This is a genomic window from Streptomyces sp. SAI-127 (assembly GCF_029894425.1).
In the GTDB taxonomy this organism is placed as follows: Bacteria; Actinomycetota; Actinomycetes; order Streptomycetales; family Streptomycetaceae; genus Streptomyces.
In genome coordinates this window covers 9,085,239-9,101,822 of the sequence record NZ_JARXYJ010000001.1, presented here as the reverse complement: position 1 = coordinate 9,101,822, position 16,584 = coordinate 9,085,239, and the positions used below count along the sequence as shown (strand labels likewise).

Here is a 16,584-nt window from a genome sequence, read left to right as displayed (position 1 = left end):
GGGATACCTAGCTCTCGGAGCCGCCGGGCAGCAATCCGAGCTCCGCCGCGCGTACGGCGGCCTGGCGGCGGCCCGGTGCGTCGAGTTTGTCGAGCACCGCCCGCACATGGTTGTCGATCGTGCGGACCGACACGACGAGCCGGGCGGCGATCTCCGCGTTGGTGAGCCCTTCGGCGAGCAGCCGTATGACCTGGAGCTGGCGGTCGGTGAGCCCCGCGGGGTTGTCGCGGGTCGCGGCGAGGGGGCCGCGCGGGACGTGGCGCACGCCGAGCCGCCGCAGCTCGACGCGGAGCAGGTGGGCCGCCGGTTCGGCGCCCAGCGCGTCGAAGGCGGCCAGGGCCTCCAGCTTGGCGGCGGGGTCCGGGCTCTCGGCGAGCGCGGCGGCATGTTCGTAGGGACAGCCCGCGGCCTGCCAGAGCGCGGCGGCCCGGCGCCACTGCCCGCGCGCCTGCAGGGCGTACGGATGGTCGGAGTCGTCCGGTGGGACGCGATGACCCGCCTTGGTGAGCCAGTAGCCCAGTTCGGGCCGGTGGGGGGCACCAGGCAGGCGGCTCGCCTGGGCGTGGACGGGCGCGGCCGCCGCGATCACCCCTTGCGCGTCCCCGCGCAGCCAGGCCGACTCCGCCCGTGCCACCGCCACCGGTCCGGTGCGCTGCAGTTCCTTCGTCCCTACGGCGATCTCCCAGGCCTCGCCGAGGAGTGCGTCGGCGCCGGGGCGGCCGCGGCGGATGCGGACCCGGGCCAGGACGGTCAGGGCGGGACAACGGGCCGGGATGAAGTCGTGCATGCCGTACTCGGCGTGCTTCTCGGCGTCGTCCCAGTCGGCGGCGGCGAGCCTGCGCATGGCGAGCTCGACGTGGAGGTAGTTGAGGAAGCCCAAGTGCTCGGCACGGTCGGCGAGTTCCATGGCCGGAGGCAGGAACGTGTCGGCCTCGTCGTACTGGAGGTTGTCGAGCAGGGTCCAGATGATGTTGGCGTAGGAACGGCAGGCGTGCTCGACCTCGCCGGCGGCGAGCGCGACGTCGAGGCTCTCCTCCAACTCGGCCCGCCCGCGGGGGTCTCCGGAGCGCCAGCGGGCGGTTCCCACGTTGTTGAGGGCGTGCGCGAGGATCGCCGGGTCGTCCGCCTTGCGGGCCAGGGCGATGGCGCGCTCGCCGTGTTCGACGGCCTCGGCGTAACGCTCGGACAGCATCCGCAGCTGGGCGGTGTTGCTGACGGCGAGTGCCAACAGTCGGTCGTCGCCCGCGTGTTCGAGCACCGCCACCGCTTCTCGGGCGGCCTCCTGGGCCTGGTCGGCGTTGCCGGCCCACCAGTGGATGCGGGACAGCCAGCGCAGGTCGGCGCCGAGGGCGAGGGTGTCGCCGAGGGCGCGGCGCAGGGCGACGGCCTCGCGCTGGGCGGCGACGGCGGCGGCCGAGTCGGCGATGGTGTAGCTCTCGACGGCGTAGCGTTCGAGCAGGTCGGCGAGTTCGGCGGGGGCGTAGCGGTGCCGCTCGCGCAGTACGAGCCGGAGTTGGGCGGCGGCCTCGCGGTGGGCGCCCGCGGAGGAGGCGTCCTTCGCCGCGTCGGGGGCGTAGCGGGCGATGGCGTCCTGGTCGCCGGACTGGGCCGCATGGTGGACGATCCGGGCGGCGTCGGATCCGGGCCGGGCGACGAGAGCCGCGAGAACGGTCCGGTTGAGGCCGATGCGGCGGGCTGCGGGCAGGGAGTCGGCCACGGCCCGGCGGATCAGCTCGTGCCGGAACGCCACCCGTTCCGGGGTGACGCTGAGCAGACCGCGCTGCTCGGCGGCGGCCAGGACGGACACCCCGTCGGTGAGCGGGCCGTGTTCCTGCGGCGCCGCGAGGACGGGCGCCCCGTCCGTGAGCAGCGCGTCGACCAGCGGGCGTTCCACGGCCGAGGGAACGACGGCCAACTGCTCCAACGCGTCCACGGTGGCGCCGGGCAGACCTCGCAGCCGGGCGAGCACGGCGTCGACGACGGTCGGGGGCACACTCCCGGTGCCACCGGCGGCGACGATCTCGGCGACGAAGAAGGGGTTGCCGTTCGTGACGGCGTACACCTGGGCCGGGTCGACACGGCCGGCGCTGAGGGTGCGTACGGCGTCCAGGGACAGGCGGGCCAGCGGCAGCCGGTGCACGCGGGGCGCCCGGGACACCTGGCCGAGCAGATGCCGTAGGGGATGCCCACGGCTCAACTCGTCGTCGCGGTAGGTCAGGACGAGCAGGGCGGGCAGGCGTTCCATCCGCCGGACCAGGAAGCGCAGGGCGTCCAGGGAGGCCTCGTCGGCCCAGTGGACGTCCTCGACGACGAGTACCGCTCCGCGTAGTTCTTCGAGCAGAGCCTCGTGGACGCGATGGCGGTCGCCGCCCCCCGCCACGGCACCGGCGAGTTCGCCGCCGACGCTGCCGATCAGGTCGCGGAAGGGGCCGAGGGGCCTGCGGGTGGCGAGGTCGTCGCACTCGCCGACGAGGATCCGGGTGCCGTCCGGCAGATGGTCAGGGAGGGCCTTGACCAGGCTCGACTTGCCGATACCGGCCTCTCCGAAGACGAGCACCACGGATCCGGCCCCGTCCGCCGCCTCCCGCGCGGCCGAGGCCAGTCGCGCCAGCTCGGGCTCCCGCTCGAGGATCCCCCAGTCCACCCGCCCGATTCTGCCACCGGCGACGCCGGAACGCCCCTGCTCCACTGACGGTCCGCTTCCCTCGGCACGACGCGGGGCACGTCGTGCCGCACGGGCTGCGGTTCAGGGGGGACGGGAGGGGTGGGCGTATCGGCGTACGGCTTCGCTGCGGAGGTGTTGTCACCGTTGCCCGGACCTGGCCCCTCCAGACCCGTTGACCCCCGCCCACCTCTTCCCTATCGTCTGGTCGATCACTCGCACATCGTTCGAAATACCGACCCCCCTGACGCGAGCGACCCACGGAGGAGCACCCATGGCACCGCCCCTCTCCAGACGATCCCTTCTGCAGGCCGCCGCCCTCGCGGCAGCGACCCCCGCCATCACCCACGCGGCGACCGGCCCGGCCGTCGCCGCAGCTTCGGAGGCACCGTCCGTGTGGACCGCCCAGCCCTTCGCTCTCGATGACGTCGCCCTCGGCCCGGGCCTCTTCGCCGACAAGCGGGAGCTCCTGCTCGACCACGCCCGCGGCTACGACGTGAACCGGCTGCTCCAGGTCTTCCGCGCCAACGCCGGCCTGTCCACCGGCGGTGCGGTCGCGCCCGGCGGCTGGGAGGGGCTGGACGGCGAGGCCAACGGCAATCTCCGCGGCCACTACACCGGGCACTTCCTGACCATGCTGTCGCAGGCGTACGCCGGCACCGGCGAGCAGGTCTTCGCCGACAGGATCGCGAGCATGGTGAGCGCGCTGACCGCGGTTCGCTCGGCCCTGCGCACCGACCCGAAGATGCTCGCCGTGACCGGGAGGTTCGGGACCGCCCAGGAGAACGTGCGCGGCTCCTACCAGTACGTCGACCTGCCGACGGCCGCCTTCGGCGGAGCCTCCGCGGTCACCCTGTCCGCGTGGGTCAAGCCCACCCACGCCGACAACTGGGCCCGCGTCTTCGACTTCGGCAACGACACCACCAAGTACCTGTACCTGGCCGCCCGCAACGGCTCGGGCGTGCCCCGCTTCGCCATCACCGCCAACGGGGCCGGCGCCGAACAGGGACTCAACGGCACCGCGGCTCTGCCACTGAACCAGTGGAGCCACCTGGCCGTCACGATCTCCGGCACGACCGGCACGCTGTACGTCAACGGCACGGCCGTAGCGACAAACACCTCGATGAGCCTGAACCCGGCCGCGCTCGGCACCCTGGCCCACCACTGGCTCGGCCGCTCCCACTACTCCGGCGACCCCGTCTTCGCGGGCGCCTTCGACGAGTTCAACATCTGGTCCCGGGCACTGACCGCCGCCGAGATCACCGCCCTCCAGAGCAACCGGGTCTCCGCCACCTCCGCCGGACGCGGCACCCTGGCGTCGTACGACTTCTTCGAGACCACCGGCGGCACCTTCGCCGACGCCTCGGGTCGCGGTCTGACCGCGACCCTGCGCCGGACGTGGGGCGGGCCGAGCCACCCGGGGTTCCTGGCGGCGTATCCGGAGACGCAGTTCATCCAGCTGGAGTCGATGACCGGCAGCGACTACTCCAGGGTGTGGGCGCCCTACTACACCGCGCACAAGATCCTCAGGGGCCTGCTGGACGCGTACACGGCCACCGACGACGACCGCGCCCTCGACCTGGCGTCGGGCATGGGCGACTGGATGTACTCGCGGCTGTCCGTGCTCCCGGAGGCAACCCTGCAGCGGATGTGGGGCATCTTCTCCAGTGGCGAGTTCGGCGGCATCGTGGAGGCGATCGTCGACCTCCACTCGCTCACCGGAAGGGCCGAACACCTCGCGCTGGCCCGCCTGTTCGACCTGGACACACTGATCGACGCGTGCGCCGCGAACACCGACACCCTGAACGGGCTGCACGCCAACCAGCACATCCCCATCTTCACGGGCCTGTTGAGGCTGTACGACGCGACGGGCGAGCAGCGCTACCTCGCCGCGGCGCGAAATTTCTGGGGCATGGTCGTCCCGGGGCGGATGTACGGCATCGGCGGCACCAGCACCGGGGAGTTCTGGAAGGCGTCCGGGGTGATCGCGGGCACGATCAGCGGCGCGACGGCGGAGACGTGCTGCGCGTACAACATGCTGAAGCTGAGCCGGACGCTGTTCTTCCACGAGCAGGCCCCGAAGTACATGGACTACTACGAGCGGGCCCTCTACAACCAGGTGCTCGGATCCAAGCAGGACAAGTCCGACGCGGAGAAGCCCCTCGTCACCTACTTCATCGGGCTGACGCCCGGTCATGTACGGGACTACACGCCCAAGGAGGGCACCACCTGCTGCGAGGGCACGGGCATGGAGAGCGCCACCAAGTACCAGGACTCGGTGTACTTCAAGGCCGCCGACGGCAGCGCGCTGTACGTCAACCTGTACAGCCCATCCCGACTCACCTGGGTGGAAAAGGGAGTGACGGTCACTCAGGCCACGAGCTACCCGGCGGAGCAGGGCACCACGCTCACCTTCGGTGGCGGCAGCGCGGCCTTCGGGCTGAAGCTGCGGGTGCCGTCGTGGGCCACCGCGGGCTTCCAGGTGACCGTCAACGGCGGTGCGGTGAGCGGGACTCCGGTCGCCGGGTCGTACTTCACGGTGTCGCGGACCTGGAAGGCGGGGGACGTCGTCCGCGTCACCGTGCCGTTCCGGTTGCGCGTCGAGAAGGCCCTGGACGATCCCACCCTGCAGACCCTGTTCCACGGCCCGGTCAACCTGGTCGCCCGCAACTCGGCCACCACCTATCTGCCGTTCGGGCTGTACGCCAACGCGGCCCTGTCCGGCGACCTCCTGCCGACGCTGACCCCGGTGAGCGGCAAACCCCTCCACTTCACGCTGAACGGCACCGAGTTCGCCCCCTTCCACGAGGGGACCGAGGACCCGACGCATGCCTACTTCCGGCGCTCGGAGCCCAGGGTCGTCTTCGGTGGACTCGACTCCGGCGTGGCCAACCCCGTGAAGTCCGACGGCACTTCACTGCTCGACGAGATCTGGGCCGGGGCTCCCTTCGCCACGAAGAGCGCGCTCGTCGCCCGGGTGCAATCGACGGTGGACTCCTGGGTGGCGGCCGGGTCGCTCACCCGGGCGAACGGCGAGACGGTGGTGAACACGGCACAGCAGGCGACGTACGTCTCCTGAAGTCCCCGAGTGAAGCCCCGAGTGAATTTCCCGGCTGAACTCCCCCAGGGCGCGGGCGCCTTACACGGCGCCCGTCACCTTGGCGACGAAGGCGGCGAGGTTCGTCACCGTCCGCCGGATCTTCTCGTCCAGGGTGAGCGTCTCGTGCAGCCGCGCACCGGCGCCCGCGTCCTTCTTGCCCCGCACATACAGCGAGCAGGCGAGGTCGTCGCACATGTAGGCGCCGACCGAGTTGCCCTGCTGCCCTGCCTTGCCCGCCCTCCGCGCGACCATCAGGGAGACCCCGCCGGAGTGGGTGGTCAGGCACAACGAGCACATGCTGCGCCGCGTCTGCCAGGAGCCGGCGGCGGAGCCGCGCAGCGCGAGGGCCGTCGGTCGGCCGTCCAGCCTGGCCACCAGGTAGGCGCGGTCGGGGGCCTGCGGATCGCGCCAGCCGAGGTAGTCCAGGTCCTCCCAGGGACGCTCGGCCAGGTCACGCGGTACGGACAGCCGCTTCGCCTCGCCCTTGGTGCAGTTCACGAAGGCGGCACGGATCTCTTGCTCGGTCAGCGGTTCCATATCCTCACGCTAGTTTGCCTAAAAGCTTTAGGCAAATGCATAATTGCTTCTGGCAAACGAGAGGACTGCTATGGCACGAGTAGGGCTGACCACGGAGCGACTGGTCCGGGCGGGCGCGGAGCTGGCCGACGAGACGGGCTTCGAGCAGGTGACCGTCTCGGAGCTCGCCCGGCGGTTCGGCGTCAAGGTCGCGAGCCTGTACTCGCACGTGAAGAACTCCCAGGACCTCAAGACCCGGATCGCCCTGTTCGCCCTGGAGGAGCTCGCCGACCTCTCCGCCGACGCGGTGGCCGGACGGGCCGGCAAGGACGCCCTCACCGCCTTCGCGAACGTCTACCGCGACTACGCCCACGCACACCCCGGCCGTGCCGCCGCCGCCCGGCTGAGGCTCGACCCCGAGGCCGCGGCGGCCAGCGCGGGCGTACGGCTCGCGCAGATGATGCGGGCGATCCTGCGCGGCTACGACCTGCCCGAACCCGACCAGACACATGCCGTACGGCTGCTGGGCAGCACCTTCCACGGCTACGCGAGCCTGGAGGGGGCAGGAGGGTTCAGCCACAGCTCGCCCGACTCCGAGGAGTCCTGGACGCGGATCCTGGACGCCCTCGACTCGCTGCTGCGCAACTGGCCCGCCCCTCCATCGACAGGCTGAGGACATGCACGACTGGATCACCACACCCGTCACCGCCGACCTGCTGCGCGGCGCCCTCGACGTGGAGCACACCGAGCACGGGGTGCTGCCGCACCGGCTGCCCGCCCGGGCGCGCGCCCAGAACACCGACGGGCAGCTGGCGATGGCCGAGTCCCAGCCCGCCGGGGTACGGCTGGTCTTCCGCACCCGGGCCACCGCGGTGGAGCTGGACGCGCTGCCGACCAAGCGGACGTATGTGGGTGCGCCGCCCCGGCCCGACGGCGTGTACGACCTGGTCGTCGACGGGCGGCCGGCCGGGCAGGGAAGTGTGCTCGGCGGCAACGTCATCACCATCGACATGGCCGAGGGGACGTCCGAGGTGCGGCCCGGGCCGCACGGCACCGTCCGTTTCGACGGACTGTCCGGCGAGGTCAAGGACGTCGAGATCTGGCTGCCGCACAACGAGACCACCGAGCTGATCGCCCTGCGCACCGACGCCCCCGTCGAGACCGCGCCGCCCGCTGATCGCCGGGTGTGGCTGCACCACGGCAGCTCCATCAGCCACGGTTCCGACGCGGCGAGCCCCAGGAACACCTGGCCCGCGGTCGCCGCGACGCTGGGCGGGGTGGAGCTGATCAACCTGAGCCTGGCCGGGAGCGCGCTGCTCGACCCGTTCACCGCGCGGGCCGTACGGGACACGCCCGCCGACCTGATCAGCGTCAAGATCGGTATCAACATCGTCAACCACGACGTGATGCGGCTGCGCGCCTTCGGTCCCGCGGTGCACGGTTTCCTCGACACGATCCGCGAGGGCCACCCGGACACGCCCCTGCTGGTCGTCTCGCCCATCCTGTGCCCCATCCACGAGGACACCCCGGGGCCCTGCTTCCCGGACGTCAGCGAGCTCGGCGAGGGCCGGCTGCGATTCAGGACGCTGGGCGACCCGGCGGAACGCGCGAGCGGAAAGCTGACCCTCCAGGTGATCCGCGAGGAGCTGACCCGGATCGTGAAGCAGAGGGCCGCCGAGGACCCGAACCTGCACTACCTCGACGGGCGCGAGCTGTACGGGGAGAGCGACTCGACGGAGCTGCCGCTACCGGACGACCTGCATCCGGACGCGGCGACGCACCGGCGGATGGGAGAACGGTTCGCGCGGGTGGCGTTCGGGGCCGACGGGCTGTTCGGCAGCGACTGAAGCGGCGAGCCGCGCGTCCGGGTGCAGGCGGATCGCTGGGGCGGCTCGCACGGCACGACCGGGATCACCACCGTCGGCGCCGCCTGAGGGGACCGGACCGCGGCCGTGGGACGGAGGGGCCGTGACGCCGCGGGGACCCGACTCGCAGCCCTGGGCTCCCAACTCCTGGGAGCCCGGGCTCGGAGCTTCCGGCTCCCGATCACCGCGCACCGGCCCCACGCTCTGGACTCACAGACCCGGCTTCCGACCCCTGGCCCCTGGGCCTCCGGCTCCCAGTCACCGCCACCGGCCCCACGCTCTGGACTCACAGCCCCGGCTTCCGACCCCTGGCCCCTGGGCCTCCGGCTCCCAGTCACCGCCACCGGCCCCACGCTCTGGACTCACAGCCCCCACGCTCCCGACGCCAGGCTCACGACGTCAGGGCCCCGAGTCCCAGGAGGCTAGCCCCTCCGCTTGGGCTTGCCGCGTCGGGCGCCCGTGCCCTTTGAGTTGCCGGATCCGGACCCGCCGCGGAAACCCTTGGCCCCGCCGGAGGATCCCCGCCCCGCGCCCTTCCCGACGCCCGCCGCGGGCTTGCGGCCGGCGCCCTTCTCGGGGCGTTGCTTGCGTTCCGGCTCCGGTTGGGTGCGTCCCCGTGAGCTGTTGACCGTCCGCCCCCGGACGATGCCGATGAAGTCCTCCACCATGTCCGTCGTGGCGTCCTCCCGCCAGGACAGGGCGATGTCGGACTGCGGGGCGTCCGTGACCGGGCGGTAGGTGAGGTCACGGCGGTGGTGGAGGCGGGCCAGGGACTGGGGGACGACGAGGACCCCGATGTTCGCCGCCACGAGCTCGATCGCGTCCGCCGTGGTGGCGGGGCGTTCGAAGGCCGGTTCGCCGGGCGGCCGGTCCCAGCCGAGGACGTCGTCGAGGGGGTGGAGGACGACCTCGTCGGCCAGGTCCTCCAGGGTCACCTCCTCCGCCGCGGTCACCACGTGGTCCTTGGGGACCACGACGACCGACGTCTCGGTGTAGAGGGGAATCGCGCTGAACACCGTACGGTCGACCGGCAGCCGTACGAGACCGGCGTCCGCACCGCCGTCGCGCAACACGTCGGAGGCCTCCTGGGCACTCACCTGGAGGAGTTCCAGGGGGACGTCCGGCAGGCGCTCGTGCCAGATCCGCACCCACTTGGCGGGCGTCACCCCGGGGACGTAGGCGAGCCGGAAGGAGGGGGGTTCTGGCGAGTCTGTCACGCGGCAAGGTTACCCACTGTGGTCGGAGGTCTCGTGCGCGGCCGATAGTCTGGACTCCATGAAGTCGCACCAGAGCACCCAGACGATGAAGCCCGCGACCGCGGCGAAGAAGCTGGGTGTGTACCTCCCCGCCACCCCCTCGGAGTTCCAGGAGGGCGTGGTCTCGCGCGCCGAGCTGAACGAACTTCAGGCCAATCCGCCGCAATGGCTCCAGGACCTGCGCCAGAACGGCCCGCACCCCCGCCCGGTCGTCGCGGCCAGGCTGGGCGTCTCCATCGCGGGCCTCGCACGCGGCGGGGTCACCGAAGCCCTCACCACCGAGCAGATCGAGGCGCTGCGGCAGGACAGTCCCGACTGGCTGGAGAAGGAGCGCGCCACGCAGGCGGAGGTCCGCAAGGAGGCGGCGCGCATCAAGGAGAAGAAGCAGGGCCAGGAGTCCTGACCCCCGGGCCCACGGAGGACCCGGGCCCGCAAGACCGGGGCCCCGAAAACTCCGGTGCGCCGGGTCGAACACCTCTGCGACCATTCCGGAATGGTCCACCGTCTGGAACGCCTGGTCATCCGGCACACCCTCCGTCTCCCCTCCCCCGCGGGTCCCGTCGGGGAGGGCGCCGTCGCGGCGCGGCAGTTCGACGCCGCGCTGATGTCCGTCGGCTTCAAGCTGTCGGCGGGTGCGCTGAGGCGACTGTCGGGGCTGTCGGAGGCCACGGTCGTCGACACCGCCGTGCCCACGCTCGCCGCCGTCCGTGAGATGGCCGGCGACCATGTGCGGCACAACGTCTACTTCAAGGACTTCCCGGCGAACGTCCCGGACACCTTCGAGTTCTGGATGCGCTGCGTGCGTGAGGCCCTGGAGGACGGCAAGGCCCGCTCCGGCGTCCTCACCCAGCTGCGCAACGGTGTGATCAACCTGCTCACGCTGCCGTCGTACGGCAACTACCAGCACACGTACGACGAGATGCTCGCCGCGCACGACGAGCTGACGGCCGCGGTGGGCGACCGGCTGACGGTCCTGCACCTGGGCGGCGCCCTGGACGACGAGGTCACCGCCCTGTACCTGGCGCTGGCCGGGAGCGCCACGCCGCTCGGCGACGAGCACCTGGCCGACCTCAAGGTGCTCGCCGAGCACTGCGCCGACGGGCCCCAGCCGGACGAGATCCCGGTGCGGGAGAACCGTGCCGTCGTCAACGAGGCCCGGCTGAAGGCGGGTTCCGGTCTGCTGCTGGACACCGTCACCGATGTGCTGCGGCTCGCCTGCGCGCTGTCGGGCGGGGATGTGTCCCTCCAGGAGCCGACCCGGTTCCGCGCGCTGTCGCGGCCGGCCCGCCGGGCCCTGCTCGCGGGGCTCGACTCGGTCGTCGCGGCGGCCCCGGCCAAGCTCGCCGACGTCCTCGCGCACCGCGAGGCCTTCAAGCGGCTCGGCGAGCGTCTGCACCCGCACGAGTACCCCCAGTGGCCGCGTGCCGCCGAGGTGTTCGGCGTCGCCCGGGGCGAGCAGAAGGCGTACACCTTCGACGCGCGCATCGAGGCACTGCTCGGTGCGGACGACGTCACCGGGGCGGCGGAGCTGCTCAAGTCCGCGCCCGGCCGGCTCTTCCGCGCGCTGGACCGGCTGCTGCGCACCGCGCGCACGCAGGAGGAGCGGGACGCCGTGGTGGCCGCCGTAGACCAGACCGCTTCGGAGGTCTCCGGGCGGGTCGTGCTGTCGGTGCGTGAGTACCTGCACAACCGGGCCGCGGAGACGGGCCGGAAGCGGGTGTTCATCAACCGTCTCGGCCGCGCGCATGTCGCCGACGACACGCGTACGGCCGTACCGGAGGCGGACCGGGAGCGTCTGATCGCCGCGCTCGACGCGGAGATCGGCCGTCGACTCCCGTCCCCGGAGCGGCTGTTGGTCGGCCCCGACGTCCTCGGCGTGGCGCTTCCGCTCAGCGGGCGGGCCACCTCGGCCGGACTCGGTGTGCTGCCCCGCGGCTCCGTCTCGCCGGTCGACGGAGAGCTGCTGCGGTTCTTCGTGTACTGGAAGCAGGCGCAGCGGGTCACCGACTACGACCTGTCGGCGCTGCTGCTGGACGCGAAGTACGACACGGTGTCCTGGCTGTCGTACACCAATCTCCGCGAGGTGGAGGGCGAGCACTCGGGTGACATCACCAACGCCCCTGACGGCGCTTCGGAGTTCATCAATCTGCGGCTCGGAGCGGTGCGGGGCACGTACATCGTCCCGCAGGTCAACATCTACTCCGGGGAGGGGTTCGAGGAGGCCGAGGAGTCGTTCTTCGGGTTCATGCTGCGCGAGGCCGAGCAGCGGGGGCGGCCCTTCGAGGCGCGTACCGTGCGGATGAAGTCGGAGCTGCGCGGGCCGGGCCGGGTGGCGCTGCCGCTGGCGTTCCGGCGTGCGGAGGACGGGAGTTGGCACGCCAAGTGGCTGCACCTGTACCTGAAGGGGCATCCGGCGTACAACCGCGTCGAGGGCAACCGGGTGTCGGTGGCGACGCTGCTGCGCGCCGTCGTCGAGCGCGAGCAGCTCACGGTCGGGTATCTGACCGAGCTGATGGCGAACGGCGGTACGGACGTGGCGGCTTGGGACGCCGAGTCGGTGCCGGACGTGCCCGTGACCTACATCGGCCTGGAGCGTCCTGAGGGGCTGCACCCGGACTCGGTGGTCATCACCCCGGAAAATCTGCGCGACTTGATCCCCGAGTGACTGCTAGCGTCTGTCTTGGCGAGGCCATGAAGGGGCTTCCTTCTCACCGGCTGAAAACCGGGCCTCCAAAGCTCCAGCCCCTTCGCTTTCCTCGCCGTCGACGTCGCACCGGGCGGCACCCGCGGGTCACCGCGGCCGTACCGCCCGTGGCGAGGCCATGAGGGTGCTTCCTTCTCAGCGACTGCCTCTCGGGGCTTGAAATCAGCTCCCTCGCTTTCCTCGCCCGCGATGTCACACGCTCAGGCGGCCCGGACCGGTGTACTCACCGTTCCAGGGCCGCCTTCGCCGTGCTGAGTGCCTGTTCCGCGTATCCCCGTCCGAACAGCACGGCGTGCACCAGCAGGGGGAACAGCTGGTGGAGCCCGATGCGGTCGGACCAGCCGTCGGCGAGCGGTGTCACCTGTTCGTAGCCGCGCAGCACCTCGTCCAGGTGCGGGCAGCCGAAGAGGTGGAGCATCGCGAGGTCGGTCTCGCGGTGGCCGCCGTGAGCGGCGGGGTCGATCAGCCAGGCGTGGCCGTCGGCGCCCCACAGCACGTTGCCGTTCCAGAGGTCGCCGTGCAGCCGGGCCGGGGGCTCGGCGGGGCCCGCCAGACCGGGCAGCCGCGCGCAGAGCCGCTCGATCAGCCCGGCCTCCGAGAGCGTCATCGTGCCGTCGTCCACCGCGGTCCGCAGATACGGCAGCACCCGGTGCTCGGCGTACCACTCGGGCCACTCGTCGCCTTCGACGTTCCGCATCGGGGCTCGCCCGATGTACGCGTCCCGTGGGCCACCGGGCGGCGCCGAGCCGAAGGCGGGCGCCCCGGCGAGGTGCAAGCCGGCCAGCGCCCGGCCCAGGTCGAGCGCCGCCTCCCGGTTCGGCCGCCCCCGCGCGATCAGGTCGGTCACCAGCCAGTGGCCGTCCTGGCCGTACACGATCGGCACCCGGACCGGGCCGGTTCCGGCCAGCCAGCGCAGCCCCGCCGCCTCCGCCCGGGCCTCCTCGAGACTGTCGGCGCGCTTGACCATCACCGTCCGGCCGTCGTCGAGGACCACCTCGGCCAGCCCGCCGGACAGCGGGCGCTCCTGCGTCGCCGTACGGCCGGTGAGCCGCGCCGCCGCCGCACCCGGGCCGTCGCTGTCGTCGTACACCTGTGTCTCCCTGATCACTCGCGCCACTGCTTTCTCAACAGCGTTCCCGAAGGGCTCGTGCACAGCCTCTGTGAAGACTCTCGGCCATGTCTTGACATACGGAAGAAACAATCCGTAGCTTGGCCGATCATTTAGATTCGTGAAGCGGGTTCACGGATATGAACAGTTCACGGATATGAGCGGAGAGTGTCCATGGGCGATCGCCGACGACGACGCCGCCTGGCCGCGGCGGCCACCGTCGCGGGATTGATGTTCGGAACGGCCGCCTGTGGCTCCGGCTCCGACAGCGCGGGCAGCAGCGATCCGAACACGCTGGAGGTCTGGACCCGGAGCAATCCGGACTCGGCCGCCACCTACGACCGGGTCTTCGCCGCCTTCACCAAGAAGACCGGCATCAAGATCGACTACCAGCCGGTCATCAACTTCGACCAGCAGCTCCAGAGCCGGGCGTCCACCAAGGACCTGCCGGACGTCATGATCAACGACACGGCGCTGATGGGCAGTTACCAGAGCCAGGGCCTGCTCAAGCCGATCGACCCCGCCTCGATCGCGGGCGGTGACCGGATCACCGACAAGTCCTGGTCCTCCACGGTCGGCATCGACGGTAAGCACTACGGCATCCCGTACTCCCGTCAGGCACAGGCCCTGATGATCAGGACCGACTGGCTGAAGAAGCTCGGGCTGAAGGCGCCGACGACCTGGCAGGAGATGCTCTCCGTCGCCAAGGCCTTCGCCACCGAGGACCCGGACGGCGACGGCAAGGCCGACACCTACGGCATCGTCGCCCCGGCCAGCGCCCAGAACGGCTACGCCGCCTGGTGGGGCGCGAGCTTCCTGTGGCAGGGCGGCGCGCAGATCATCGCGCCGGACGGCAAGGGCACGTACACCCCGGCCATGGACTCGGCCGCCGCGATCAACGCCGTGACCTGGATGAAGGACAACCTCTTCTGCGGCAAGAAGGGTGTCGTCCAGCCCGGCGCGATCACCGCCGTCACGGCGACGGCCACCAACTTCCAGGACGGCAACGCCGGGATGTACATGACCGGGCCGTACAACATCACCACCTTCGACGCCACGCCCGGCAAGGACAAGTACGAGGTCGTCCCCGCCCCCGCCGGCCCGGCCGGCGGCGATGTGCTGGCCGACGGCGAGAACGTCTACCTCGGCGCCAAGACCGGCAAGGACCGACAGGAGCTGGCGCTGGCCTCGTTCCTGGTCTCGGCCGAGGGCCAGAAGATCGCCATGACCAGCGTCGACGGCCACCAGCCCGTCGTCCGTATCCCCGTGAACTCCACGCTGGACGCGGCGAAGGTCAGGAACGACGCCCGCTGGAGTGTCGTACAGAAGGCCTACGAGGACGCCTCCGAGCAGTTCCCGAACGCGCCGGACTTCGCCCCGATCAAGCAGGACACCGCCGACGCGCTGAACGCGATCTTCACGTACTGCGGCGGTGACGTCCGCTCGCAGCTCAAGGAGCTGAACGACACCCTCGCCGGTGACCTCAAGGACCAGGACCTGCTGAAATGACCGCAACCGTTACCGCTCCCGCGGCGCGCGAAGGCACGGGCAGGAGGGCCTTCGACAAGAAGGCCGTCGTCCCCTGGCTCTTCCTGGCTCCGGGTCTGCTGCTCGCCCTCGTCTTCAAGTTCTGGCCGATGGCCAAGGGCATCTGGCTCAGCTTCTTCGACGTCAGGCCCTTCCTCGGCGACAAGTGGATCGGCCTCGAGAACTACGGCCGGGTCCTGACCGACCACCGCTTCCAGGACGCCATCGGGCACACCCTGATCCTGGGCATCGGCCAGTCGGTCGGCGCGATCCTGCTCGGGTTCGCCCTCGCGCTGCTCCTCGAGGGCCAGGCCCGCTCGCTGAAGTTCCTCCGTACCGCGGTCTTCCTGCCCGCCGTCACGGCCACCGCGGTGGTCGGCGAACTGTGGCGGCTGATGTACTACCCGACCTCCGACGGCCTGCTCAACAGCGGCCTGCACTTCTTCGGACTCGGGACCGTCCAGTTCCTCGACAACCCCGACATCGCGCTGTACTCGACGATGGTGATGGGCATCTGGATCTGGGCGCCGTACAACATGGTGATCTTCCTCGCCGGTCTCGCGGGCGTGGACCGCTCGCTGTACGAGGCGGCGGCGATGGACGGTGTCTCGCTGTGGCAGCGGCTGCGTCACGTCACGCTTCCCGCGATCCGCCCGGCGCTCATGATCGTGCTCACGCTCGCCACCATCCGCGGACTGCGCGTGTTCACCGAGGTCTACGTCCTCACCGGCGGCGGCCCCGCCGGGTCCACCGACGTCTGGATGACCCGCGCCTACACCCTGGGCTTCACCCGCAACGACATCGGCGGCGCCTCGGCGGCCTCGGTCGTCCTGCTCTGCGTGACGCTGCTGCTCACCGTCCTGGTCAACAACCTCCGCAAGAGGGGAGAAGCGCGATGAGCGCCCCCGTCATCGACCCCGTCCGGCCGGCGGCACCTGACACCCCGGCCGGACGGACCACCAAGGCGCAGCGGACCACCCCGGCCCGCTTCGACACCGCCGTCGGCTGGAACGACCGGCCCGGACTCGCCTGGGCCCTGCGCATCCTGCTCTGTCTGATCGCCCTCGCCGTCTTCGCGGCGCCGTTCCTGACGATCTTCTCGGGCGCCTTCACCACCAACCCCAGCGGATCCTCGCTGTCGTTCCTGCCGCACGACAGCACCCTGCTGAACTTCAGGGTGGCGGGCGAACGCGGCATCTGGGACTACCTCGGCAACTCCCTGGTCATCGCGGGCGGCGGACTGCTGCTCCAGCTCGTGGTGTGCACGCTGGCGGCCTACGCGCTGGCGCGGCACCGGTTCCGTGGCCAGGCGCTGATCATGATGCTGTTCATGATGACGCTGATGCTGCCCGAGGAGGTCATCGCGATCCCCCTGTCCCTGGTCCTCGGTGACGTCCCGGTGGTCCACCTGGACCTGAAGGGCACGGTCTGGGGTGTCATCCTGCCGCTGGGCGCCTGGGGCTTCTCGGTGATGATGCTGACCGAGTTCATGCGGGACATCCCCGCCGAGATCGAGGAGGCGGCCCGCCTCGACGGCGTCGGCGAACTGCGGATGCTGTGGCAGATCATCCTGCCGCTGTGCAAGCCCGCGCTGGGCGTGGCCGGGGTGCTCGGCTTCATCATGATCTGGGACCAGTACCTGCTGCCCCTGATCGCCTCCAAGGACCCCACCGACTACACGGTCACCGTCGCCCTGTCCATCCTGCGCACGGACCCCGAGGTCGGCTCCGGGGTGGTCCTGGCCGGTGCGGTCATCGCCCTCATCCCCAGCCTGATCGTCTATCTGCTCCTCCAGCGCTCCCTGGTCACCGGCATCGCCGCCGGTGCCACGAAGGGCTGACCCGAC

At 71.2% G+C, this 16,584-nt stretch carries 12 protein-coding genes; 8 read left to right on the top strand and 4 right to left on the bottom strand.

The window, feature by feature from the left end:
• Positions 1-7: 7 nt before the first annotated feature.
• The gene (locus tag M2157_RS41770; protein WP_280867771.1) at positions 8-2,644 is read right to left on the bottom strand and encodes a LuxR family transcriptional regulator; all 2,637 of its coding nucleotides are present in this window, start codon (positions 2,642-2,644) and stop codon (positions 8-10) included.
• 292 nt (positions 2,645-2,936) lie between these two features.
• Here M2157_RS41770 and M2157_RS41765 point away from each other — a divergent pair, with 292 nt between their 5' ends.
• Positions 2,937-5,741, top strand: a complete 2,805-nt coding sequence (locus M2157_RS41765; RefSeq protein ID WP_280867770.1) for a beta-L-arabinofuranosidase domain-containing protein — start codon at positions 2,937-2,939, stop codon at positions 5,739-5,741.
• A gap of 60 nt (positions 5,742-5,801) precedes the next feature.
• On the opposite strand, the gene M2157_RS41760 is transcribed toward M2157_RS41765, so the two are convergent.
• A complete protein-coding gene (locus tag M2157_RS41760) occupies positions 5,802-6,299 on the bottom strand; it encodes an FBP domain-containing protein (RefSeq protein WP_280867769.1) in 498 nt (165 codons plus the stop codon).
• Positions 6,300-6,369: 70 nt separating this feature from the next.
• Between M2157_RS41760 and M2157_RS41755 the strand changes: the two genes are divergently transcribed.
• Together M2157_RS41755 and M2157_RS41750 are read left to right on the top strand one after the other, a co-directional pair.
• Positions 6,370-6,951: a TetR/AcrR family transcriptional regulator gene (locus tag M2157_RS41755; protein WP_280867768.1), complete on the top strand. Its 582-nt coding sequence runs from the start codon at positions 6,370-6,372 to the stop codon at positions 6,949-6,951.
• Positions 6,952-6,955: 4 nt separating this feature from the next.
• Positions 6,956-8,125, top strand: coding sequence for a GDSL-type esterase/lipase family protein (locus M2157_RS41750; RefSeq protein WP_280867767.1), 1,170 nt, complete (start codon positions 6,956-6,958; stop codon positions 8,123-8,125).
• Between the two features lie 440 nt (positions 8,126-8,565).
• Here the strand turns inward: M2157_RS41750 and M2157_RS41745 are convergent, their stop codons facing one another.
• A complete protein-coding gene (locus M2157_RS41745; protein WP_280855953.1) occupies positions 8,566-9,360 on the bottom strand; it encodes a LysR substrate-binding domain-containing protein in 795 nt (264 codons plus the stop codon).
• 58 nt (positions 9,361-9,418) lie between these two features.
• On the opposite strand from M2157_RS41745, the gene M2157_RS41740 reads away from it, so the two are divergent.
• Together M2157_RS41740 and M2157_RS41735 are read left to right on the top strand one after the other, a co-directional pair.
• Entirely contained in the window at positions 9,419-9,802 is a 384-nt protein-coding gene (locus M2157_RS41740) for a DUF5997 family protein (protein WP_280867766.1), read from the top strand.
• Between the two features lie 90 nt (positions 9,803-9,892).
• Positions 9,893-12,064 carry a hypothetical protein gene (locus M2157_RS41735; protein ID WP_280867765.1) on the top strand — a complete coding sequence of 724 codons (2,172 nt, stop codon included), beginning with the start codon at positions 9,893-9,895 and terminating at the stop codon, positions 12,062-12,064.
• A 262-nt stretch (positions 12,065-12,326) separates the two neighbouring features.
• On the opposite strand, the gene M2157_RS41730 is transcribed toward M2157_RS41735, so the two are convergent.
• The gene (locus tag M2157_RS41730) at positions 12,327-13,193 is read right to left on the bottom strand and encodes a fructosamine kinase family protein (RefSeq protein ID WP_280867764.1); all 867 of its coding nucleotides are present in this window, start codon (positions 13,191-13,193) and stop codon (positions 12,327-12,329) included.
• A 192-nt stretch (positions 13,194-13,385) separates the two neighbouring features.
• Between M2157_RS41730 and M2157_RS41725 the strand changes: the two genes are divergently transcribed.
• The 3 genes from M2157_RS41725 to M2157_RS41715 are packed head-to-tail and all read left to right on the top strand — an operon-like array spanning position 13,386 to position 16,578.
• A complete protein-coding gene (locus M2157_RS41725; RefSeq protein ID WP_280867763.1) occupies positions 13,386-14,720 on the top strand; it encodes a sugar ABC transporter substrate-binding protein in 1,335 nt (444 codons plus the stop codon).
• Positions 14,717-15,637, top strand: a complete 921-nt coding sequence (locus M2157_RS41720; protein WP_280867762.1) for a sugar ABC transporter permease — start codon at positions 14,717-14,719, stop codon at positions 15,635-15,637. Before M2157_RS41725 ends, M2157_RS41720 begins: the two co-directional genes overlap by 4 nt.
• Positions 15,634-16,578: a carbohydrate ABC transporter permease gene (locus M2157_RS41715; protein ID WP_280867761.1), complete on the top strand. Its 945-nt coding sequence runs from the start codon at positions 15,634-15,636 to the stop codon at positions 16,576-16,578. The genes M2157_RS41720 and M2157_RS41715 overlap by 4 nt, the downstream gene beginning before the upstream one ends.
• Positions 16,579-16,584 lie beyond the last annotated feature (6 nt).